Raw genomic sequence first — 22,549 nt, forward strand, 5'->3', positions numbered from 1 at the left:
CTAATTAATTGCTACTAGTATTACCAGTTTTTACTTGCACTTCAACAACAGTAATAATATTTTTATCTTTTTTTAAAATCTTAAAGCGAAAACCATACATGGAAAACTCCTCGCCTTCGTCAGGAATGCGCTCTATTTCATTCACAATCATACCTGCTAGAGTTGTAGCTTCTTCATCAGGGAGATTCCAGTGTAACTGCCTGTTAATGTCCCTAATAGTAGATTTTCCTTCTATGTGATACATATTATCAGATATTTTCTTTATAAAATTCTCCGTGATCAAATCATGTTCATCTGAAATTTCTCCAACTATTTCTTCCAGTATATCCTCAAGAGTTACAATTCCCTGCAGTGCTCCATACTCATCAATAACAAATGCAAGGTGTTTCCTGTTCTTACGGAAGTTGTGAAGTTGCACGCTGAGCGGTGTACTTTCTGGTATGAACCAAGGCTTTGACATAACTTGGGTAATGTCAACTTCTTCCGCTTTATTATTCTTTTCACGCAAGGCATTTATTAGACCTTTCACGTGAATTACACCTACAATTTTTTCTGATTCTTCTTGCCACAAAGGAATTCTACTGTGACTGCTGGTTAAAATCTTCCTTATCAGCTCTTCTTTATTTTGATTTATATCAAGAGAGAACAAATTTTTCCTGTGAGTCATGATTTGTGATATCTCTGTTTCAGCTAAATCAAGTATGCTGCTTAGCATATCTAAATCCTGTTGTAACATAGTTCCTTCACTGCGGTGAAGAGTAATCATATTACGCATTGCATCCGCTGCAGATATCACTTCCTTATCTTTATGCAGCCCACATAATTTCAGGATGAGGTTAACAATAAATTGAATACCTAGCGTCAATGGAGAAAAAATCTTTACAAAAAACAATACAAAATAAGCAGAAAATGATGCAAATTTTTCAGGATTTTGAATAGCATAAGTTTTTGGTAGAACTTCGCAGAACAATAAAATACAAAATGTCATTATAATTGTTGATAGGAGAATGCCCTCATTTCCAAAAAGATTGATAAATATTGCTGTAAATAAAGCAGAGCAAGTAATATTAATAATTGTATTGCCGAGCAATACCGTTCCTATTGTCAATTCTTTCTTATTTAATAAGCGGTCTATTATCCTGGCTCTTTTGTTACCGTCTAGCTTTAGCTTATTAACTCGAGAACGGCTAATTGAGGTTAAGCCTATTTCTGCTCCTGAGAACAAAAACGATAAAATTAACAAAATAAAAATTGCTGATGATACTAAGACCAATAACCAATCCATTAAAGTACGATGTTATTGTGATAAAAAACAAAACTGATTTTACATGTTATGAAAGGCATTTGCAAGCTTGAAGTTTTATATTGCCAAATTTTATACATCTTTAATCTTAAAAAACAAATCATAAAGTATATTACAAGCTGCGTTCACATGCTCATCCTCAATGATAAGTGGTGGGGTTATCCTTACTACTTTGTTGTTTAAAACCCTAGTTATTATTAAACCTTTATCAAGAGATCGACTAATAATTTTATCGGCTACAGGAGTTGCTAATTCTATTCCCATTAGTAACCCTTCTCCACGAACTTCTGAAATTATCTCCGGAAATTCTTTAGCTAAAGACAACAACTTTTCTTTCAAGCGTTTACTTACACTTTTAACGTGACCAAAAAAGCCTTCTTTTAGCATTATATCGAGTACTGCATTACCAACAGTCATGGCAAGTGGATTGCCACCATAGGTTGATCCATGAGTTCCTGGAGTAATTGCTTCTGCTATGTAATCTTTTACTAAACATGCAGCTAGAGGAAAACCGTTACCCATAGCTTTTGCACAGGTTAGCATATCAGGTTCAATGCCGACATTTTGATAATGAAATAAAGAACCGATGCGTCCATATCCACATTGCACTTCATCAAAGCACAAAATTATTCCTTGAGCTTTTGTTATTTTCCTTACTTTTTGAAGATATTTTACGTCTAGTGGGTATACTCCACCTTCGCTTTGTATGGGCTCTAAAAACACAGCAGATGTTTCATTATTGATTTTTTCTTCTAATGCTTTAATGTCATTTCTTGGAACTTTATCAAAACCAGAAAGGAGCGGAGCAAAACCTTCGCGTGATTTTTCATTGCCTCCAGCAGAAATTGCAGCAATACTGCGGCCATGAAACCCTCCTTCAATTGTAATAATACGATTACGTTTTGCTTGCCCATTTGAATAAAAGTAACGACGAATAAACTTAATTGCAGCTTCTGTTGCTTCAAGCCCACTTGAGCAGAAAAAAACTTTATCTGCAAAAGTAAGGGTTGTTAAACGCTCGGCAAGCCTTTCTTGCTCGGGAATAGTGAAAATGTTAGAGCAGTGCCATAATGAGCTCGATTGCTCTTTCAGCTTATCTGTAATGTATGGATGACAATGCCCTAAAGAAGTTGTAGAAATACCTGCAGCAAAATCTAAATATTTTTTACCACCTCTATCAAAAAGATATACCCCTTCTCCCCTGACTATAGGAGTGTCAAGTCTATTATACGCATTAACAACATGATCCATTTTATAAGTATTGTGGTATTATCTATACTATACCTGAAATGAATCCATTAACACAAAGCTTTTCCTTTAACCTCTTATGCTACTTCAACTAAAAATTTAGCCAATGCAAACCTTTTTTGTCATTCTATAGCTAAAGTGACTTAGTTTTACCAACGATTCGCCACTTATTAGCGAAATCCAGAGATATCGAAAATAAGCACAGTATGGCGTCTGTGTCATCCTGTAAAGGTCATCCTTCTTGGCGAAAATTACTCTTAAATATTACAACGTTCGTACAATTGTGTATTAAGAGAGAGCTTATTGTTCAAGAAGTTCTAGGCTCTGTGGACAAAAAATAAGGGAGGGAAGAAAAAAAGTGGTAGTTTAACCTAATAGATATAAAAATGGAGAAACTACCGAATGGAATATTATAAAAAAGAAAGGAATTGGAAACAAGTTTTAGAGTTTATAAAAGGCGTAAAAGGAATGCATAGTAAAGACGAAAAACGTCTAAGAATAGCACTTTTGCATGATATTGGGCTCATAGAACACAAAACTGTCCGGTTACCCACTCAGCACAGAAGACTTGCCTTCTATTGAAATGCTAAGAGACTGTACATGATCTCAAGAAAGGAATAAACTAAGAGATAGTGTATATAAATGAGGATATATGAGGAGTTTATACCCAAGTGACATAAGTCGAGAAAAGTTTGAGATTATTGTAGCAGATCTGGAATCTTGCAGAAAGAAGACAAAACCAAGAACACTTGATTTATATGATGTATTTTGTGGGGTGCTATACGTCTTAAAAAGCGGCTGCCAGTGGAGAATGTTACCAAAAGAGTTTCCAAAATGGCGCAATTGTTACGACTATTTTAAGAAGTGGAGTGAAAAATCAGATGTAAATAAAGAAAGTGTTCTGGAGCTGGTATTAAAAAAAAATAGTTGGCGTGGTCCGACAAAACAATGGTCGGAAAGAAAAAACCAGCTTCTGCATAATTGATGCACAAAGTGTAAAAAATGCAGATACTGCTGAAGAAAAAGGCTATGATGCAGGCAAAAAGATTTCAGGAATAAAACGCCATATTGCAGTAGATACGCAAGCATGCAATTTATATAACGACAGCAGAGATAACTGACCGTAGCAGTGCTGTGAGAATGGTCGAAAATGCAAAAGAAAACCTCTCGAGAGTAAAAAATGTACTGGTTGATGCAGTGGAGAGAATTTTGCAACTCAAATAAAAACGATTATTGGTGCAACCGTTGAAGTGGTAAAAAGAAATGAATTACATTCCTTTGTTGTGTTGCCCAAAAGATGGGTTGTGGAGCGATCTTTTGCTTGGTTAGAAAAATGTAGAAGATTGTGGAAAAATTGTGAGCGGAAACTCAACACTAGCCTGCAAATGGTCGTTCTTGCTTTCACTGCTTTACTCCTTAAAAGATTATGAACAGGCTCTAAGACATTTCACTCTATCTAATTCTCCATATTTAGCAGCTGAATGTAAAGACGTATTATCATGCTCACATGTGACTCGTGTTCTCTCTGTAACCTGTTGTCCTTCTTCTGTAGAGTATCCAACTATATCTACATGACCAGAACCTTCATCTAAAGGAATTTTACCTGTAATTTGCTGCCCTTCTGTTGTAACCTGTTGTCCTTCTTCCGTAAGGTGTTCGACTATATCTAAGCGACAGTCCTGAGCAGCCCAATCCAGAGGAGTCTTACCATCATTATCAATAGCTTTTGGATTAGCGCCATTTTCTATAAGGTATTTCACCATATCTAAGTTACCATTCTTAGCAGCCAAATGCAGAGGTGTGTAGCCCATTTCATTTTGGGCACTAATGTCACCACCTTTTTCCACAAAATATTTTACTGCATTTAAATCACCTTGCTCAGCAGCTAAGTGTAAAGATGTATTGCTATATTCCTCTGTGACATATTCTTTATCTAATATCTGAGAAAACTTCTCTGCAACTCTGAGCCTAGGAAAAGGATCTAAAACAATTTCACAAACTTCTTGTATAAAAGCCTTACGTTGTTCTTCGGTTGTATATTTTTCAATAAGCTGCTCTATAAAATTATCTATAAGTTCCCCAGTAATATACTTGCAAAGAGCATTTACAAACCCACCTAAATTAGCATTTAACGAAAATTTCCTCACTTTTAGCGCTAAACTAAGAAGTTTACGTGCATTATCCTTCTGATTTTCGGCGATAACATCATATATGAAGCTACTTACCTCTGCACAATCAATTTTATCACTTAGACTTCCCTGCTTTAAAGTGCTAGACCGTAACATTAAATCTCTTGTAGCTATTTTACCAGTTAACTGTTGCTGACCTATACCCATTTCACCCCCCTTAAGTGTAATTAGAAATTACCCTCACTGTAAAACTAAATGGTCGTAGACAATTTATGTAAATACCAAATATGACCTTACCTGTAACACGAATATTTTTAGTGTCAACAACTTTTTAAGTAAATTTTATACAGATCAGAAATTGAATAGAAAAAACAAAACACGTAAATTAGCCTGTAGGTTTATTTATCACTATTACTTCTGCTTTCTTTTTTACAGCTACTGTTTTTGCAATTTTATCATGAAGAAATTGCTTGCGTCGGTCAAATATTGCACATATGAAAATTAGTATTATGCCCACAAAGATTAAGCCTGACGAAGGGTCAATCCACCACTCAGAAGTATACTTATTAAAAAATTCCCTTCTCGTAATAAGTATAGGGAAGTGAATAACTTCAATCAAAATATACCTAATTATTGCTTGCACTAGGGTAACATTTTCAAGTGTATTTGCATCTTTTATATGAATACCACATAATAATTGTCCTGGAGTACCACCAGATTTTTTTACCATGAATACTCCAAATATCACTGATAGCAAAAAAGATGAGCAAGTATGTGTAATTAATGATTGAGGTATAGTAGTGCGCAAAATTACCCATACAAAAATCACATAGACTAAGGAAATTCCCTTAAGAATAAAATAGTCAATAATGTCCGCTATAATGCGTCTAGTTATTCCCACATAGTTTAAATTTAAGTGACATTCTTCAGGTTTATAGTCTATCACTACCGTGTTTGCAATTTTATCGTAAAAAGTCTGTTTGTGCTGATCAAATATTGCAAGTATTAGGATCAATATTGGTAAAATTAAAAACCACTCAGAAATATAAAGAGGTACAAACAAAAGTGCCTTGAGAGTGCTTCTCATCACTATTTGCATTAAAGCAGCGTTTTTAAGCGTGTTTGCATCTTTTATGTATATACCAAGTAGTAGTTTTCCTGGAGTCCAACCAAGTCTTGTTATCATTAACACTTCTAATGCTATATATACTAAGCTTTCTCCTAAGTTTTCTAATATTTCATGTCGCTCTGATATAAGGTCATTATCAGTGTCGATACCAGGAAAGACATAATTAAAAAAGTCGGCAAGGAATTCTTCTGGTAATATAAATAAAATTAATGAAAGAAACGATGAACAGAAGACTAGGAATATTGTTTGGTCAACTATATACGCTGCAACGCGTTTAGTAATTCCCGCATAGTTATCCATTTTTGTACCTAACACGATTGCCTAACATACCAGACTAGCAATTAAATAATAGTAAAATTGTTTGTATTGCTATTTGGATTGGTTTATTTTTATAAGAGGATTCCTCGATAGTTCAAAATAGAGACAAAGATCAAAATTTACTTATTTACGTCTCCAATTTCATCATGTATAATGGAGACAAGGATTTATATTTTGTATTTTATGTCTCCATCATTTATTGGTAGGCAAACCGAGTTGAAGCAACTGCTGGAGCTTACGGAAAAAAACACTGCATCTTTTGTAGTAGTCAAAGGAAGGCGTCGTATAGGAAAAAGTCGTTTAATTCAAGAGTTTGGTAAGCATTTCGAGCAGTATTACTCATTTATAGGTTTGCCACCAGAAAAGCATACTACAACATCCCACCAACTTAATGAATTTTCTAGGCAAATTGCTAGACAATTTTTTTGCTAGATATGATGACTGGAGTATGGGCAGTTGGTGAACGTCTACTATCAGGGAAAATATTGTTGCTATTTGATGAAATTTCTTGGATGGGCTCAAAAGATCCAACTTTTTTAGGCAAAATAAAGAATTTTTGGGATACACAGCTATAACAAGCTAGTTTTTGTTGTTTGTTTCATCCTGAAAACATACTTAGTAGTACTGGTTTTGTAGGAAGAGTATCGTTGACTTTAACACTCGGGACTTTCTGATTGCAACAGATTTTGGCCAAAAAATATTTCAGCATACGAAAAGTTTAAGGTGCTTGCAGTAACCGGTGGAATTCCAAAATATTTAGAAGAGGTAAATTTTAAACATGGTGCTGAAGAAAATATTAAAAAGCTTTGTTTTACAAAAGGTGGTTTTTTAGTTGAGGAGTTTGACCAAATATTTTCAGATCTATTCATGCGAAAAACAGCTTTTTATAAGCAAATAGTGAGAGCTCTTTCTACTGGAGCTAAAGAACAGGAAGAAATTTGTACTGCTTTAAACATTGCAAGACACGGACGCATTTCTGAGTATCTACATGAGCTGGAGCTTGCTGGTTTTATTGCAAGGGATCACACTTGGAATATAAAAACTGGTACTGATTCACGACTCAGAAGGTACAGACTTCAAGATAATTATTTAAGGTTTTATCTAAAATATATTGAAAAAAAATCTAGGAAAAATTAATCGTGACACCTACTCTATGAGATCTCCAGGAGAGTGGCATACAATTATTGGACTTCAGTTTGAAAATTTGGTGCTTAACAATAGAAAGAGTATACATAATATCTTGAGAATTGATGAGCGAAAATCCATTTTTTCAGAGGAAGACAGGTGCTGGTTGTCAAATTGATTACATGATTCAAACAAGGTTTAACACTCTCTACATTTGCGAAATCAAATTTTCAAAAAATAAAATCGGTCATTCAATAATACAAGAAGTACAAAAGAAAATAGATACACTAAAGCGTCCAAAAGGCTTTTCATGTCGTCCAGTCCTTATTCACGTTAATGGTGTGAGTGATGACGTTATAGATAGTGATTACTTTTCAAACATAATTGATTTTGGAGAATTATTGAATTGTAAGTAATGTTTTTTTTCTGGCTAAGGGTATATTTGATCTATTTCATTTATTGGCACAAGTTTAACTTTTGCGTGTGAACCATTCTGCTGACCTGTATAGATTAAATACCCCTTAGCTGTTTGAGAGAGTTCACAAAAATACTGTACATTTTTAATAAAATCACTCTGAAACGTGGAACCAGCCTTAATTTCAATAGCATGAATGTTACCACCCCATTCTGCTAATAAATCTACTTCGTGTCCCGTTCGGTCACGCCAAAAGTATAGGTTGGCAGGTAATCCCTGATTGAGGCGCTTCTTGAAAATCTCCAAAACAATCAAATTTTCAAACAGAGCTCCTTTAAGGTAGTGTGTTTCTAGTTGACTCTCCTTTTCAAGGCCAAGGAGCGTACAAGCAAGACCAGTGTCATAGAAGTATAACTTTGGCATCTTGATTAAACGCTTGTTGAAACTTTGGTGAAATGGTTGAAGAAAAAATATTAGGTAACTAGCTTCCAAAATATTCAGCCACTGCCGTACGGTTGTATGAGAAATGCCACAATCTTGAGCAAAAGATGATAAATTAAGAATCTGACCTACTCGACCTGCACACAGTTTGAGGAAGGTTTGGAATCTACCAATGTTTTCAATATTTTTAAGTTGTCGAACGTCTCTCTCAATGTAGGTTTGGATATAACTAGGATAGAAATCCAGTGGGTGCATGTTAAGGCTATGTAACCCAGGGTATCCTCCCTTAAAAATAGCTGAATTAATGTTTATAGGCATACCAAGCTCAGATAAACTGAGGGGCAATAGTGTTGTCATGCCTATGCGTCCTGAAAGAGATTGAGAAACATGATGACTAAGAGCAAAATTTTGAGACCCTGTTAGTACATATCGACCCTTTACAGGAGACTCATCAACTATTTCTTGAAGATATGATAACAACTCAGGTACGTGCTGTACTTCATCAAAAATAGCGCCCTGACGATAATTAGCTAGAAATGCCCTAGGATCATTTTGCGCTTGAAAACGAGTGTCAATATTTTCTAAAGATACGTACGGCAAATGCTTAAACAACGTTTTTGCAATAGTTGTTTTACCAGACTGTCTAGGTCCTGTAATGCCCAAAGCAGGATAAAGCTTAGAAAATCTTTCTAAAACTGGGGTTATAGCGCGTAAGTACATAAATTGAATTTTATAGTTTCAATATGCAAGAATACTATAAAAGGTTAAAAATGACAACACTTGCACGAACATTATGGTTTGAAAACAGGGTTTCGCACAAAAAAACAAGGCTTGCTGAACTTCCTACAAAAACATAGTTGATATCTCTGGGATTAAGTAGTTTATCAATGTAGTCTTTGTAATCCTTAAGGTAATTAACAACTCAACGTCCATCGACCCTGACCACTCCTTCCTGATCCATTCTCTACCTTGAACCGGAGGCTCTTCAAACTCCAAATCTTGTTTTCGTCGCCTCTCCCCTAATTATAAATTATATATATAATATAATTTATAGGGGGGTAATCAAAAAAATGAGCTTTCTTTGAGCTGAGCGAAGCCACCTAAGGTAGAGAATGGATCAGGAAGGAGTGGTGTATAAAAATATATTTGATGTTTATAGAATATCTTTTAATTGACACAGGAAAGGGCAGGTATATAGAAATATATTTAATGTTTTAGTAGGTCTAATATTGCCTGATTATAAATGTTGTCCCTATGTCCTATTGAAACAATAGTTACTGTACGTTTTGCAGTATTTACACGGTAGACGATACGGTAATCAGATGTCTTCACTATCCTCTACTTCTTCTGCATCATCATCGCTTAATTCCCTAATAATTTTAGAAAACGCGATATCTTCCGCTTCAAGCTCGATTGCTTCCTTGACTAGCTTTCCTGTTAATTTTTGAACAGACTGCTTGGTGGCCTTAGCTAGTTCAATAAGGTGTTGTGAAGTTTCTGAATCGAAGGTTATATTAACCCTTGAGTCTACTAATAATTATACAGCATTTTTTTTAATTTTTCAATAAAGAAAATGAATTAGGAAAGATGCCTGTATAGGAATACATAATATAACTGTGTAGTAAAAATAAGGTTTCTATTTGTAGAAAGTAGTGTATAATTGCTAATATTTTTTGGGCATTTTTACTATGGCTTTGTTAAAATTTCTTGATGCACGAACCGATTGCGCTTTCAAGAGAATATTCGGTACTGAGAGGAATAAAGACATCCTCATTCATTTTCTCAATGATATTTTAGGCTTTACTGGTTTGCAGAATGTTCAATTTTTAGCTGCCATTTTGGATTTTGAGATTGCCGCTAAAGAGCAGGGCATTTTTGATGTTCTTTGTGAGGACTCTCAAGGTTCCAGTTACATTATTAAAATGGCATTCACTAAGACCAAAGGTTTTGAGAAATGTGTCCAATATTATGCTGCTAAAACTTACGTAAACCAAATAGATATAGATAAAGTAGATCAAGAGTATCATAAACTCAAGAAAGTTATCTTTATGACTGTTGCTGATTGTATTATTTTTCCAAACAAGAATGAGTACAAGTCAGATCATGCTATTCTAGGTAAGGTTACTTGCAAACATTACCTGAATGACTTTAGTTTTACTTTCATAGAACTACCAAAATTTCCAAAAACAAAAGAGGATCAACTAGAAAACATAGTTGAGAAATGGTGTTATTTTTTTCGATATGCAGCAGAAACAAGGGAAGAGGACCTAGATAAAATAGTCGGTAGCGATGTAATAATAAAACGAGCATATGAAGAGATGAACAAGCTTAGTTGGTCGGAAGAAGAATTACTAGCATATGAACAAGAGAAGAAACGCCTAATGGATGAGATAGCTGCTAATAAAATCTAAGAACTCACGCCAAGAAATTTTGTGCACATGAGTTAGTGAACAATTCATGCTTTACTAATTAGCTCGTTTGTAAGTTTGCAGACATGCTTTGAGGTTTAAGTGTAATAGAAACACGGTGGGCATTTAAAGCGTTTTAAAAGGTTTTTATAGTGTTGTTTGTAATCAGGTATGGGAATTTGTCTATAGCTTTATTCAGAAAACATCTGTAATACCCTTTAGAATTTGAATAAAAGGGCAAGTCTTAGTGTAAGCAAATCTGTATGGCAGACTTTTTCTTATTTAAGTGTTTGTGATATCAAAATACTAAAACATTAAAGTATCAGAATATTAAAGTACTAAAATATCAAAATACTAAAGCAGTAAAGTATTAAAATACTAAAATATCTTGACTCTAAATATCGGAATAGAATTAAAGTAGGGGATATGATAATAGTTGTCGGTGGTCAAAAAGGTGGCAGTGGCAAAACAACCACAGCCACGATGCGCGTCATGGAAAATAGAAATGACCTTTACTACACCCAGTGTACAGGATTTTTTTTAATTTTTCAATAAAGAAAGGAGGGCTATATAATCTCTGTTGTATAATTTACTCATAAATCTCAATGGTAAATTAAAAAGAGCGCCTTTTTGCCTATAGATGGGGATTTGAGCGAATTTGTGATATTTGCCTTCCCAATAACAAAGTTGGTATTAGAAGTTGATATAAATGCATTACTGAACTTAAGACAAGGCTGAGCTGAAAATAGCAGGCCGAAGAGAGAATTTCAACAAATAAAAGAATCATGTAATAATAAAAATCGTTGAAAGGAATTCTATGACAAAAATTATAGCAAAAGAATATACAGAATTTTTAGAGCAGTTGAAGGAACATATTGCTACTAGTCGTTATAAAGCAGCACTTGCAGTAAACAGTAAGCTTACCTTGCTCTACCATTATTGGAACAGAAATCTTAAAACGGCAAAGAGAACACGGCTGGGGAGCGAAAGTTATCGAACAACTGAGTAAGGATTTGAAAGGTGCATTTCCAGAAATGAAAGGTTTTAGTACGAGAAACCTAAAATACATGCGTAAGTTTGCTGAAGAATATCCAAATGTTGAATTTGTGCAGGAACCTCTTGCACAATTAACTTGGTACCACAATGTTACTCTTTTAGAAAAAATAGAAAATCGCGAGATAAGATTATTCTATATAAAGGGAGCTATAGAACATGGCTGGTCAAGAAACATCATGGTAATGCAGATAGAACGTGGGTTATATAAACGTCAAGGACGAGCAATAACTAACTTTGAAGATAAGTTACCATCACCTCAATCAGATCTAGCACATTATACATTAAAAGATCCGTACATTTTTGATTTTTTAGGTATAGGAGATACCGTCTCGCCAGTCAACAAGAAAATTACAAAAATTGAATCTAAATTGCCTAAGTTATATTGTGAAATCAAAAAATACTGCCAATTCCCGTCCTGTGTAGCGGTATACAGATTGTAGTTGTATTAAACAAGAGCCTGATATTAGTTTTGACTACCTCAATTCTTCTGTCAGTTAATTCTTGTCTGTCAGATTAAATCTTGTCTTTTACACTTATCAACATATACACTAACCAACTACATTCAATAAATTTGTGTAAGATACCATTTTACATAAGATAGAATGGAAGCATTTTTCGATTTTAAATTACTAAAGCTTCAGTCAATCTCCTAGTCCTGTAGCTTTTGATATGGTCAGGATTAAAAGCCTTTTTTGATTTTAAAATACCAAAAACAATATGAAGCAACTTACGCATTGCAGCACCAACAATGGCCATATTATGCTTGCCTTTTTCTTTTAATCTCTTGCAAAAAGTCATAATAATAGGATTGTGATTTTTAGCTACTATAGCAGGAAAATACATGGCCTTACGTAGTGTTCGTGAACCTGATTTACTTAATCTGGGCTTGGCATATACAGATGAACCTGATGTTATATTTCGTGGTATAGTTCCAGCGTATGCTGCCAATTGTCTGGCATTTATAAAAGCCTTTGTGTCAGGAATTTCAGCTAAAATAGCTATTGCTGATTCCTCTCCTATTCCTGGAATAGTCAATAAGAGTTGAAAGTTTTCCAACAACTCTTTGTGCTGTTTTAATAGTTCACGTATGGAGTTTTTTATTGTTTCTATTGATTGTTCTATGTTCACTGCAAGGTTTTCCCAAGCATTTGCAACTTCTTCAGGCAGTCTCTCCTTCTTTTCTAAATGATTATTTACGAATGTTAATCCATCTTTTAACGCAACCGAGCAACGATAAAGATGTTTTAATTTTTTCATTTCAGGAGAAGGTGGTGTCCAACGAGTAGGTTCCTGTCTTTGGCAATAATCAGCAATAATTTCTGCATCGGTCTGATCATTCTTTTGTCTTACAAGCTTACTCCTCGCATAAGATTTAATACAATAAGGATTTACAACACTTACAAAATGTCCAGCATTGTGTAGAAATTCAGCCAAAGCTTCACTATAACAACCGGTAGCTTCCATACAAGCTTTCACTTGCTCTACGTTATGTTTTTGTAGAAAGCTCTGCAGACCTTGAAACCCATTATCATCGTTCTTAAAGCTTCTTTTCCTAGTTTCACGTTTTCCTTTTTTACTTATAAATGAGAGAAAAACATCAAAGCGATCTTTTGATACATCTATTCCCAGAAAGTTGTTGATCATATATAACCCCATACGTTACTATTTAAAATGAAAAGTAAGGCTAACCTTGTGAATACAGAATTAGAACCATTTAGGTTTTTCTACGATACCGTCCAGCCTATACTTTTGAGAAGGGAATTCTTATCTCCTCTACAGATTTTATATCTAAGAAGAAGCACAGAGTTCCTCCCTTCTCCACCTAATGCTTAAGCTTAAAACATTAGATGCTTTTGACAAGATACAAGAATAAAGGTCTTTTTTCATAGATATCTTAACACTTTTTTCTTTTTCTGTAGTTGGCGGACGAGTAAGAAAGTGAACCTTTGGTGCACCACTAATTATTGCCATTGGTGTTTGCTCTGCCCCTTCTCCCATAACTAAAACAGCAGATGTTGCCAGTGCATCAAGAAGATTGACTTGTGTTACTTGCAGTGGTTGATTATAAAGATCTGGCTTGCCTATATAGGAATAAAGTGGTTCAAATCCACACCAACCAAGAGCAACGCCCGTAACCCCAAGGCGCATAGGTGTTATGTTACTATCTGTAATCAAAATACCAAGATGTTTTATGCAGTGTTTTGTCTTGAGATAGTTCCATATTGATAGAGCTGTTTTCTGAACATCCTTTGGGTATAAAATATACATTTCATTACCATTTGATTCATCAATACCAGCAGATGGAATTAAGATATTATCTTTAATCGTTAAACAGATACTATGAGGATTGTGGTCCACATCAACAATTGCATCAGCTTCTCTTTTGATTAGCTCTTCTTTAGAACAAGCAGTTTTGCAAACCACCTGTTTTTGACAAACAGAAATGATTTTTGATGTGATAGCAAGAACAACTTCCTCTCTTAGCAGCTCTGAAACATAGCGATCAAGAACCTGCTCTAATACTTCTCCACATTCAATGCGGTGGGTATAAATTGCTTTAACATACATACTATTACATCAAAAAGTTTCTCATAAAAGCCCTCTTACCTGTTGTTCTAGTTGGCATAATTTATAGTTAAGAGACTTAATGAGCTTCACAATTTTTTCTTCCATCTTTATCACGTATTAATCTACATATAGTATAATCTTTTGTTTTGGTGAGAATAGTTTTATTCCATCCACTAAGAAGTGTTAAGTTGAAATATACATCACCTTTATAGGGTTTTTGAATTTCTGTTATGATAAACTCTGAGATTAGATCATATTCCAAAAAAAGGTGCGCTATTTGTGCTCCACCAATCATGAAGACTTTAGAACTACTTTGGATTGACAAAAACTCTTGCATAGAAGAAACAATAGTGCATTTTATGCCTTTATTAAAACAAGGACTTAATTTGTTACGAGAAAAAACAATAGGGATACGATCCTTCAATATGTTTTGGGATATTATCTCAAATGTTTTTCTTCCCATAATAATAACTTGTTTGTCAGTTACCTGACGAAAATGATCTAACTCACTTGAATAATGCCAGGGCAATCCATTGTTTATTCCAATTACCCCCTTGGGATCAACAGCCATAATTCCGATAACTATCATCCCTGTAAAGCAGCTTGAGCTACAAAAAATCGCATGTGATCACGCACATTATGCACTCGAAGGAAATCAACCTTGTTGTGCAATGCAGATGATAAAGCAATTGTTTCTAAATCTCGGTTAAAGACAGGTTCTGTAGAAAAAGAAGAAATAAATGACTTTCTAGAATGACCAACCAGAACTTTGCAGCCAAAACTTTGCAATGCTTCTATATTGCGTAAAATCTGGATATTCTGGTACATAGATTTTCCAAAACCAATACCAGGGTCAATAATTATTGAATTTTTATCAAAACTTAGGGCAAATAACCTGCTAATGCTCTTCTCTGCCCAATTATTTATGGTATCAATTGGATCAGTGTCACTTGGGATAATGTTGTCTCTATGTGGTGGTATGGAGAGTGAGTGCATAATAACGATGCCACATCCACTGCTAGCGATTGCTTTTAAGGTATTATCATCTAGATCTCCCTTCTGATCGTTTACCCAGGCAATGTTGTAGTGCTCCAAAACGTTCAAAATAACATCTGACCAGAAACTATCGATGCTGACTTTAATATCACCAGCTTCCATATAATGACTAAGATTATCAAGCACTGGTTTTAAGCGTGCATATTCTGCTTTTGGAGTTTGTATTGAGGAGCCAGGTCTTGTTGATTGAGCACCAAGTTCAACTATGCTTGCACCATCTGATAACAGCCGCAGTGCCTGCTTGGTTGCTTGATCTGCATCATAATAAAGACCACCATCTGAAAATGAATCAGGAGTAATATTGACAATACCTACAAGCTCTGGTGAAAGCGTAAAACTTCCTAAAAAGCAATCCTTAATGTTAGGGTTAACAGTACCAAACGTTTTGTTAACTACTGCCATGGGGCTCAGCATTGCCATCAAGTGAAGCAAAAATGGTCTGTTTATCAATTCTGGGTGAGGAATCTTAAGGTAGGATGTATCAAGTGTCAGGTCATCCCATAACAAAATATCCAAATCAATAACGCGAGGTGCCCATTTTTCATAGACCTGCAGGCGGCCAATGTCACATTCGATTTGTTTAAGTCCCTTTAACAGCTCTTCAGGAGAAGAAGAACAACTTCCATACACAACCATATTTAGAAACGGCTTGTCCCACCCAGGTGGAGCATCATTTGGTAAAATAGCCTTAGTCTCCAGAACAATTGAAGATTTTAAATTTTTAAAATAGCGCTCCTTCAGTAACTGAGCAGCCATTTTGTAAATGGGAAAAGCGATTTCCCATATTTGAGCCAATAGAAATATAGATCATTAGTTATCTTCCTGTTCTTGCAGTGCATTACAATAGGTAAAAAAGACACCTCCATGCGCATTAGGAACGGGTGGTGCAACTTTGTGAGTAGTCACTCTTATGGAAGAAATAATATGTTTTTTTTGCACCAAAAGATTATTAATGGTTCTGTATATATCATGAGTTAAATGCTCGATTAAATTGAATTGCTTGTTCTGAACAAGAGATTGAATATTTTGTACTATCTCTAGATAGCAGACAGTATCTTCAAGCCGGTCAGTCATAAGCCCTAACGGAGGAGATTTAAAAATAAAATCAACATCAATACTAACTAATTGGGAATGAGACTTCTCTTCTGCACTATAGCCTAAATGAACCCAAAGCCGTAAATCAGATATAAGAAGATTACATGTAGACATTGCATTCCAACATCACTGAGTTTTAATTCTTAAGCTACTTACAACTACTAACACACGCTAGCATTCATCATTCCATGTTCGGTAGAAGCTGTAGCTTTACTCCTCTCGTTTGAGTTATATTACTACAACTCCCCCTAAAGAACCGTGCTTGCAGATTTCCCGCACACGGCTCATCAATATTAGTTTTCACAGTCGTCCCTCTTATGCATATAAAGAAAAATGTATTTTTGGCTTTGGTAATGGATTTACTTCTACGTAGTGTACAAACTGTTCCCAGGTCATACTCTTTTTCTGACTACGCCGATTTATCCATTTAAATGCTAGCTTTCTTACTGATGTGTAAAATTGTTTCAAACACCAATAATTTCCGCTAATACCAAAGTAGTTATAGTGTCCTGTTAATTTAGCCTTCAGTACTTGCCACCAATCTTTAAGTCGAATACTTCCGCGGACTATTTTCAACCACTCCTTGATTTCTTTTAGTTTTCTGGCTAGATTTAACTTTGAGGTTTTATGTCCCATTATTAATCTACCACGACGACTTTTTGCACCATAGTGCGTAAACCCCAGAAAATTGAAACTTTCCGTCCTTCGTTTCTCTCTTATCGCTTGTTGCCACTCCCTCTTGCCAAACTTTACTACTCTGGTCTTGTTTTCAGATACTTCCAACCCAAATTTATTTAGCCTTTGTTTCAGTAATTCCAGAAATTCTTCCGCGTCTACCTTACTTTCGCAACAAACCACAAAATCGTCGCAAAACCTTATTAGTTGTATATATCCTCTGGATCTTGGTTTAAATTTCTTTTCTATCCATAAATCCAACACATAATGTAAGTATATATTTGCTAATACAGGACTTACTATACCACCTTGGGGTGTACCTTGTTTTGTTGCTTCATAATTTCCAGCTTCGACTATCCCTGCCTTGAGAAACCGCTTTACTAACCACAGCAAATTTGGGTCAGTTATTCGTTCCCTTAGACATCTCATTAGCCATTTATGCTGTATATTATCGTAGAACTTCTTGATATCCACTTCTACAATGTAGTTTATTGGCTTGTACATAACTGCTTTATCTAGTGCATTTACCGCTTGATGACAGTTTCTTCCAGGTCGAAATCCATATGAGCTGTCCAGAAAGTTTGCCTCGTAAATATTTTCTAATATCTTCTTCAGCATAATCTGTACTAATTTATCCTCGGTCGATGGTATTCCGAGTCCGCGTTTCTCTTTACTTCCAGCTTTCGGTATATATACCCTCTTTACTGGTTGTGGTTGATATTGCTTCCTCTTCATACTTTCTACTAGCACTTCGAGTTTCTCATTCAGATTTTCTCCGTATGATTCCACTGTTATCTGGTCTACTCCACAAGCCTTGTTACGCTTCAGTTCTTTATAACATCTCGCAAGATTCTCTGTATTTATCAGATGGACTAACGATGTGAATTTTAGTCGCTTATCTTGCTTTGCTCTTACTGCTATCTGGTTTAGTTTATTTTGCATGTTATTCCAACCTCCGTTGTATTGGCCTAGCAATCCCTATTCCAGTTACTATATTGCTGATCGCTTCCCCTTGTACGTGGCTTTCCCACATTCTGAGTACTATCAATCAGTCCGACTTCCCCTGCATCTTCCGCTAGTTCTTGCCTTTGTTGACTTGTTCCAGCGTACCTTTGTAGGAATGCATAGGATCTCCCAAGTTCACTTGAAGTCCATTTCAATACATGGCACGGTCTCAGATCCCGATAGAGTGAGTGATAACTTGCCTTTACGTTATCCTTCATGCTGTCTTCCATGGCCATGAAAATGTCGACCTCTATGTCTTCAGGTATTTCGGAACTCAATCCCTTCACTTTCGTTGTACCCTGCATTGTCCATCCCACTAGCTCTATTACACTCGTTACCTCATGCAACATAGTGGTCTGTTCCAAACTGTTGGCTAGACTTTGTTTGTGTTGGATTTTCACCAACTGTTCTCCAAGCACTTCTTGGCGCACCACAGCAATGCCTGTCATTACACTAAAAGCACTTGCCCAATCAAATTGGCCACCAGAAAAGTTGCGTCCGTTTACTTCTACACCATGTATAAATGCGCCTAAAATCATGCCTTGGCAAAATGCAGCACCAAGTGACCCAAAATGAAAGGCATAATCCCATAATTGCCTGTATTTTCCTTCTGCCTTAAAACGAAACTCAAAGGATACTCCGCGCACTATAAGGCCAAGCAGCATAATAATGATTGGAATATAAAAAGCAGGCATTAATATTGAATATGCAAGAGGAAAAGCAGCAAACAACCCTCCTCCACCCAATACCAACCATGTTTCGTTTCCATCCCAAAATGGTGCAATTGAACTTATCATGTGATCACGGCATTTATCTGACGGTGCAAAAGGAAGTAAAATACCAATACCTAAATCAAACCCATCCATTAAAACATACAGTAAAACAGCTATGGCAATTAGTAATCCCCAGATTAGGGGTAAATTAATTAAGGAAGAGAAATCAAACATGATTGTTGCCCTTTCCAGATGTACCAGCATCAATCACTGAAGCTCCGATACCGTGTTTATAAAATTGCTCTTCTTCTTTAATGACAGGAATTCCTTTGTATATAAGTTTCAGGATATAGTAACTGCCTGCTCCAAATATAAGGGTATACATAACGATAAATGCAATCAAAGACCATGCAACCTGAGGACCGGTAATCGCAGGTGAAAATGATTCAATTGTGCGCATAATTCCATATACAGTGTAAGGTTGACGGCCAATTTCAGTAGTAAACCAACCTGCAAGTAACGCTATGAACCCAGACGGCATCATTGATATCCACCATCCATGTAAGAAACAACTTTGGAATAATTTGCCACGAAGATACTGTATAACACTTACTAACCCAATTATGATCATTAAAATTCCAACTCCAACCATTATACGGAAGGACCAGAATACCCATACTACAGGTGGTCTATCTTCTTTTTTCCACTCCTTTAATCCTTTTACTTCTCCTAAAAAATCATGTGTTAAGATCAAGCTGGCAAGATTAGGAATTTTTATCTCGTAGTGATTAATTTCATTTTGCTGATCCGGATAAGCAAACAAAAGTAAGCCAGCCCCTTTTTCGGTTTCCCATATACCTTCCATTGCAGCAATCTTAGCAGGTTGATGCTTTAGTGTATTTAATCCATGCCTATCCCCCATGAACAGCTGAAATGGTGCAGCTAAAGCTACCATAATGGTTGCCATACCAAGCATAATTCTTGCTTGAGGAGCATGTCGTTTTCTCCAAAGATAAAATGCTCCTACACCACCAACCACAAAAGCTGTTGTAAGATAGGCTGCTGTTACCATATGAATAAAGCGATAAGGGAAAGAAGGATTAAAAATAATCTCTAACCAATTGGTTGGATATAGGAGACCATTCTCACTAATCGTGAATCCAGCGGGTGTTTGCATCCAACTGTTGGCCGCAATAATCCAAAAAGCTGAAATAAGCGTTCCCACTGCAACAATACAAGTAGAAGCAAAGTGCATACGAGAACTTACTCTATTCCATCCAAATAGCATAATACTCAAAAAAGATGCCTCCAGAAAAAAGGCTGTTAAAACCTCAAAGGAAAATAGAGGGCCGAGAACGTTGGCTATGCGGTCAGAAAAAATCGACCAATTGGTACCAAGTTGATATGACATTACAACTCCAGATACCACTCCCATGCCAAAAGCAACGGCAAAAATCTTGATCCAGAATTTATAAACATCACGGAAACGTGTATCACCAGTCTTAAGCCAACACCATTCCAAAAAGGCTAGAAAACTTGCAAGTCCGATCGTGAAAGCAGGAAATATAATGTGAAAGCCTATTGTGAAGGCAAACTGAATTCGAGCTAGCAGCACAGAACTAAATTCAAACATTTTACCCAATACCCATGTATTACAAATAATAGCCAAATCCACCTATAATTCAATCCATTTTTTCACAAAATTGACCTTACCCAGAAAAAGTAGAGAGAAAGTTAAGACGTTTTTGTCATGAGAATGATGCATCAAATTGTGCAGGAATGCAACTGTTCTCCCAATGGCGTCAACTTTACTCCGCCAACAATGTCGCAAATTTTTCTTTTCTTCTCCATTATGTCCAGAAGAGTTTGGTAGCTCTTTTACGCGAAATACCACATTTACATCCTCAAGATTGATTTCAATTCTCTTGACTAACGTTCTGATAGTATCACGTTTGGTTAGCCAGTCTGCGTTATCAAGGTTCAATGCAATATTAGAAGAAAAGTCTTCTAAATTGGTTACAACCAGGGTTAATTCCTGTTTTAATTTCTTTTGATCAAATATCCTTTTTTTCTCCTCTTCAATTGTTTTTAAGTTTTGTTTCATTGCTTTAATTCGTGGTTCAAATTCTTCTTGATTAATATATTCTTGAGCATAACTATCAATAAGTCTAGCAATACCTCGTTTTAATTTACTTTCTTGTTTCTCTAGTAAATTGCTTTTTTGATCCCATGATAATTTTTTAAGCTCTGAAAGTCTACGCTTGTATTCTTCTAAAACCCTATTTGGATTTTTTAATAAATGCTTAACCTCTTCCCACACAGCTGTTTCTAATGCATCTGTACGAATGTGTTTATTATCACAAATCTTATTACCACCAAAACGGTAAGAATCTCTACCAATACAACGATAATATGCATAATGATCAACTTTTTCTCCTCGCTTATTTCTTACAGAACTTCCGTAATATGCATAACGACAATGCTTGCATACGATTAAACCTTGTAGTAAATACTTTGCTCCTCTTTCTCTTGTCCTTGCTATTTTTCTATTCTCAGCTAATTGTTCTTGAACTATATCAAACACATCTTCGTCCACTATATTTGGCACTTCAACATAAATCCAATTTGCTTTTTCAACAGAATAAGTAGAGTAATTATCTTTCGGTTGTTCACAAGAATGTTTTTGTGGTCTTATATGTTGTAACTTTACACCTACTTTTGTTTTACCAAAAGCTGCTTGTCCTTTGTAAGCAGGGTTTTTTAACATACCCCAAATTACACTCCTATCCCAGCACTTTTTTCCTGTTCGTGTTATAATAGACATAGTATTTAGCCGACGGCATACTTCCCCAATACTTGCTCTTTCCCTGCTTACCCACAAAAATACTTTGCGAACAATATCAGCTTCTTCTTCGTTAATCTCAAATAAAGCTTGTCCTCCTCCCATATGTTTATCTATATAACGATAGCCATAAGGAGCTCCTCCCATTACGCTTACACAACCTTTATTAGCTGCATAAATCTTTCCACGACGACTTCGTTCCATAATTTTCGCTCGTTCATATTCTGCTATCATACCTTGCATTTGTAACAGCAATTGAGATTCTGGGTTATCGTTAATCTCATAATTTAAAAAAACCGCTTCTGCTCCTGTTTTCTCAAATTCTTCAAGTAATACCATTTGATATGCATATTTTCTAGATAAACGATCAGGAGAGTGAATCTATCAATTTTACCTTCTGTTACTTTATCGCGTAATTTTTCTAGATCAGGACGAACCAAATTAGATCCACTGTAGCCGTTATCAATAAATTTATACTCACTCAATAATTTGTACCCATCCATACCAATTTGCTTCTCTAAAGCTGCAACTTGACTTGCTATTGTATTTTCTTGTGCTTGTTTCCCTGAAGAAACCCTTGCATATAAACTCACTGTTACCATTTGATCCTCCTTGAATCCCATTTTTACCCTTTAAGTTTTTTTGACTTTCTCCCTTTGATGCTGACTTTTCATAAGCATCTGATAAATACTTTTCTGCCAACCGGTTAGGCTCATGGCTACAACTAATCCGTATAGCTAATCTCTTATTTCCCATTATCTTTCCTTGAAATAATATGTTCATATCATTCATTGAAGCTGATGGTTAATTGATTATTAGCGCTATAAATAAATGGAACTCTTGTTTTTGGACACAGAAGTTTTCGAGAAATAGTTTTCTCTAGTTTTATGTTTTTTGCAACATTGTTGGCGGAGTAATGATACCACCTTGTGGGGTACCTGCAGTTGTGGAATACAGAGTTTTTGATTCTAGGAAGGGAGTGTTAAATAAACTGTGTCAAACCGAAAAAAAGTAGTAAGTTGA

Annotated in this window: 22 protein-coding genes and 4 pseudogenes; 9 read left to right on the forward strand and 17 right to left on the reverse strand. The window is 35.6% G+C overall.

All coding sequences use genetic code 11. From position 1 onward, the window contains the following. Positions 1–4 precede the first annotated feature (4 nt). Together ACQH1X_RS04485 and ACQH1X_RS04490 are read right to left on the reverse strand one after the other, a co-directional pair. Positions 5–1,285 carry an HlyC/CorC family transporter gene (locus ACQH1X_RS04485; protein ID WP_425385818.1) on the reverse strand — a complete coding sequence of 427 codons (1,281 nt, stop codon included), beginning with the start codon at positions 1,283–1,285 and terminating at the stop codon, positions 5–7. Between the two features lie 90 nt (positions 1,286–1,375). Next, positions 1,376–2,554, reverse strand: coding sequence for an aspartate aminotransferase family protein (locus ACQH1X_RS04490; RefSeq protein WP_425385819.1), 1,179 nt, complete (start codon positions 2,552–2,554; stop codon positions 1,376–1,378). A 498-nt stretch (positions 2,555–3,052) separates the two neighbouring features. Here ACQH1X_RS04490 and ACQH1X_RS04495 point away from each other — a divergent pair. Both ACQH1X_RS04495 and ACQH1X_RS04500 read left to right on the forward strand, forming a co-directional pair. Continuing rightward, positions 3,053–3,155: pseudogene (locus tag ACQH1X_RS04495) on the forward strand (4-hydroxy-tetrahydrodipicolinate synthase); the annotation flags it as partial. A gap of 48 nt (positions 3,156–3,203) precedes the next feature. Continuing rightward, positions 3,204–3,981: pseudogene (locus tag ACQH1X_RS04500) on the forward strand (IS5 family transposase). Here the strand turns inward: ACQH1X_RS04500 and ACQH1X_RS04505 are convergent. Next, positions 3,976–4,887, reverse strand: coding sequence for an ankyrin repeat domain-containing protein (locus ACQH1X_RS04505; RefSeq protein ID WP_425385820.1), 912 nt, complete (start codon positions 4,885–4,887; stop codon positions 3,976–3,978). The pseudogene ACQH1X_RS04500 and the gene ACQH1X_RS04505 overlap by 6 nt on opposite strands. Positions 4,888–5,065: 178 nt before the next feature. Beyond that, complete coding sequence (locus tag ACQH1X_RS04510; protein ID WP_425385821.1) at positions 5,066–6,124, reverse strand: RDD family protein; 1,059 nt, start codon at positions 6,122–6,124, stop codon at positions 5,066–5,068. 186 nt (positions 6,125–6,310) lie between these two features. Here ACQH1X_RS04510 and ACQH1X_RS04515 point away from each other — a divergent pair, with 186 nt between their 5' ends. The 4 genes from ACQH1X_RS04515 (at position 6,311) to ACQH1X_RS04530 (ending at position 7,668) form a co-directional block, all read left to right on the forward strand. After that, entirely contained in the window at positions 6,311–6,559 is a 249-nt protein-coding gene (locus ACQH1X_RS04515; RefSeq protein WP_425385822.1) for an ATP-binding protein, read from the forward strand. Positions 6,560–6,561: 2 nt separating this feature from the next. Beyond that, positions 6,562–6,702, forward strand: a complete 141-nt coding sequence (locus ACQH1X_RS04520; protein WP_425385823.1) for a hypothetical protein — start codon at positions 6,562–6,564, stop codon at positions 6,700–6,702. A 148-nt stretch (positions 6,703–6,850) separates the two neighbouring features. Then, positions 6,851–7,264 (forward strand): AAA family ATPase, encoded by a 414-nt coding sequence (locus tag ACQH1X_RS04525; protein WP_425385824.1) that lies wholly within the window; start codon positions 6,851–6,853, stop codon positions 7,262–7,264. Between the two features lie 113 nt (positions 7,265–7,377). Beyond that, positions 7,378–7,668, forward strand: a complete 291-nt coding sequence (locus ACQH1X_RS04530) for a hypothetical protein (RefSeq protein WP_425385825.1) — start codon at positions 7,378–7,380, stop codon at positions 7,666–7,668. A gap of 14 nt (positions 7,669–7,682) precedes the next feature. Here ACQH1X_RS04530 and ACQH1X_RS04535 read toward each other — a convergent pair whose 3' ends face one another. Beyond that, complete coding sequence (locus tag ACQH1X_RS04535) at positions 7,683–8,828, reverse strand: ATP-binding protein (RefSeq protein WP_425385826.1); 1,146 nt, start codon at positions 8,826–8,828, stop codon at positions 7,683–7,685. 486 nt (positions 8,829–9,314) lie between these two features. After that, positions 9,315–9,440 (reverse strand): type II toxin-antitoxin system RelE family toxin, encoded by a 126-nt coding sequence (locus ACQH1X_RS04540; protein WP_425385827.1) that lies wholly within the window; start codon positions 9,438–9,440, stop codon positions 9,315–9,317. A 356-nt stretch (positions 9,441–9,796) separates the two neighbouring features. On the opposite strand from ACQH1X_RS04540, the pseudogene ACQH1X_RS04545 reads away from it, so the two are divergent. The 3 genes and pseudogenes from ACQH1X_RS04545 to ACQH1X_RS04555 all read left to right on the forward strand — a co-directional run. Further along, positions 9,797–10,507, forward strand: a pseudogene (locus ACQH1X_RS04545) (Rpn family recombination-promoting nuclease/putative transposase); the annotation flags it as partial. Positions 10,508–11,333: 826 nt separating this feature from the next. Continuing rightward, the gene (locus tag ACQH1X_RS04550) at positions 11,334–11,525 is read left to right on the forward strand and encodes a hypothetical protein (protein ID WP_425385828.1); all 192 of its coding nucleotides are present in this window, start codon (positions 11,334–11,336) and stop codon (positions 11,523–11,525) included. Beyond that, positions 11,509–12,012: a DUF1016 N-terminal domain-containing protein gene (locus ACQH1X_RS04555; protein WP_425386667.1), complete on the forward strand. Its 504-nt coding sequence runs from the start codon at positions 11,509–11,511 to the stop codon at positions 12,010–12,012. Before ACQH1X_RS04550 ends, ACQH1X_RS04555 begins: the two co-directional genes overlap by 17 nt. A gap of 181 nt (positions 12,013–12,193) precedes the next feature. Here ACQH1X_RS04555 and ACQH1X_RS04560 read toward each other — a convergent pair whose 3' ends face one another. The 11 genes and pseudogenes from ACQH1X_RS04560 to ACQH1X_RS04610 all read right to left on the reverse strand — a co-directional run bounded on the left by ACQH1X_RS04560 (position 12,194) and on the right by ACQH1X_RS04610 (position 22,149). Then, positions 12,194–13,216 carry an IS110 family transposase gene (locus ACQH1X_RS04560; RefSeq protein ID WP_425385829.1) on the reverse strand — a complete coding sequence of 341 codons (1,023 nt, stop codon included), beginning with the start codon at positions 13,214–13,216 and terminating at the stop codon, positions 12,194–12,196. A gap of 144 nt (positions 13,217–13,360) precedes the next feature. Continuing rightward, on the reverse strand, positions 13,361–14,140 hold the full coding sequence (locus ACQH1X_RS04565) for a putative folate metabolism gamma-glutamate ligase (RefSeq protein WP_425385830.1): 780 nt from the start codon (positions 14,138–14,140) through the stop codon (positions 13,361–13,363). Positions 14,141–14,216: 76 nt separating this feature from the next. Continuing rightward, positions 14,217–14,729, reverse strand: coding sequence for a dihydrofolate reductase (locus tag ACQH1X_RS04570; RefSeq protein WP_425385831.1), 513 nt, complete (start codon positions 14,727–14,729; stop codon positions 14,217–14,219). After that, positions 14,726–16,007: pseudogene (gene folP / locus ACQH1X_RS04575) on the reverse strand (dihydropteroate synthase). Before folP ends, ACQH1X_RS04570 begins: the two are co-directional and overlap by 4 nt. Continuing rightward, positions 16,007–16,405: a dihydroneopterin aldolase gene (locus ACQH1X_RS04580; protein ID WP_425385832.1), complete on the reverse strand. Its 399-nt coding sequence runs from the start codon at positions 16,403–16,405 to the stop codon at positions 16,007–16,009. Before ACQH1X_RS04580 ends, folP begins: the two are co-directional and overlap by 1 nt. Positions 16,406–16,472: 67 nt before the next feature. Further along, positions 16,473–16,595 carry a hypothetical protein gene (locus tag ACQH1X_RS04585; RefSeq protein WP_425385833.1) on the reverse strand — a complete coding sequence of 41 codons (123 nt, stop codon included), beginning with the start codon at positions 16,593–16,595 and terminating at the stop codon, positions 16,473–16,475. Positions 16,596–16,606: 11 nt separating this feature from the next. Continuing rightward, a complete protein-coding gene (gene ltrA, locus ACQH1X_RS04590) occupies positions 16,607–17,908 on the reverse strand; it encodes a group II intron reverse transcriptase/maturase (RefSeq protein WP_425385808.1) in 1,302 nt (433 codons plus the stop codon). Positions 17,909–17,934: 26 nt separating this feature from the next. Continuing rightward, complete coding sequence (gene cydB / locus ACQH1X_RS04595) at positions 17,935–18,918, reverse strand: cytochrome d ubiquinol oxidase subunit II (RefSeq protein ID WP_425385834.1); 984 nt, start codon at positions 18,916–18,918, stop codon at positions 17,935–17,937. Beyond that, positions 18,911–20,317 (reverse strand): cytochrome ubiquinol oxidase subunit I, encoded by a 1,407-nt coding sequence (locus tag ACQH1X_RS04600; protein ID WP_425386668.1) that lies wholly within the window; start codon positions 20,315–20,317, stop codon positions 18,911–18,913. Before ACQH1X_RS04600 ends, cydB begins: the two co-directional genes overlap by 8 nt. A 42-nt stretch (positions 20,318–20,359) precedes the next feature. Next, a complete protein-coding gene (locus ACQH1X_RS04605; RefSeq protein WP_425385835.1) occupies positions 20,360–21,865 on the reverse strand; it encodes a recombinase family protein in 1,506 nt (501 codons plus the stop codon). After that, positions 21,814–22,149 carry a recombinase family protein gene (locus ACQH1X_RS04610; protein ID WP_419247151.1) on the reverse strand — a complete coding sequence of 112 codons (336 nt, stop codon included), beginning with the start codon at positions 22,147–22,149 and terminating at the stop codon, positions 21,814–21,816. The genes ACQH1X_RS04605 and ACQH1X_RS04610 overlap by 52 nt, the downstream gene beginning before the upstream one ends. Between the last annotated feature and the right edge of the window lie 400 nt (positions 22,150–22,549).

This window comes from Wolbachia endosymbiont (group A) of Barypeithes pellucidus, from assembly GCF_964030885.1.
In the GTDB taxonomy this organism is placed as follows: domain Bacteria; phylum Pseudomonadota; class Alphaproteobacteria; order Rickettsiales; family Anaplasmataceae; genus Wolbachia.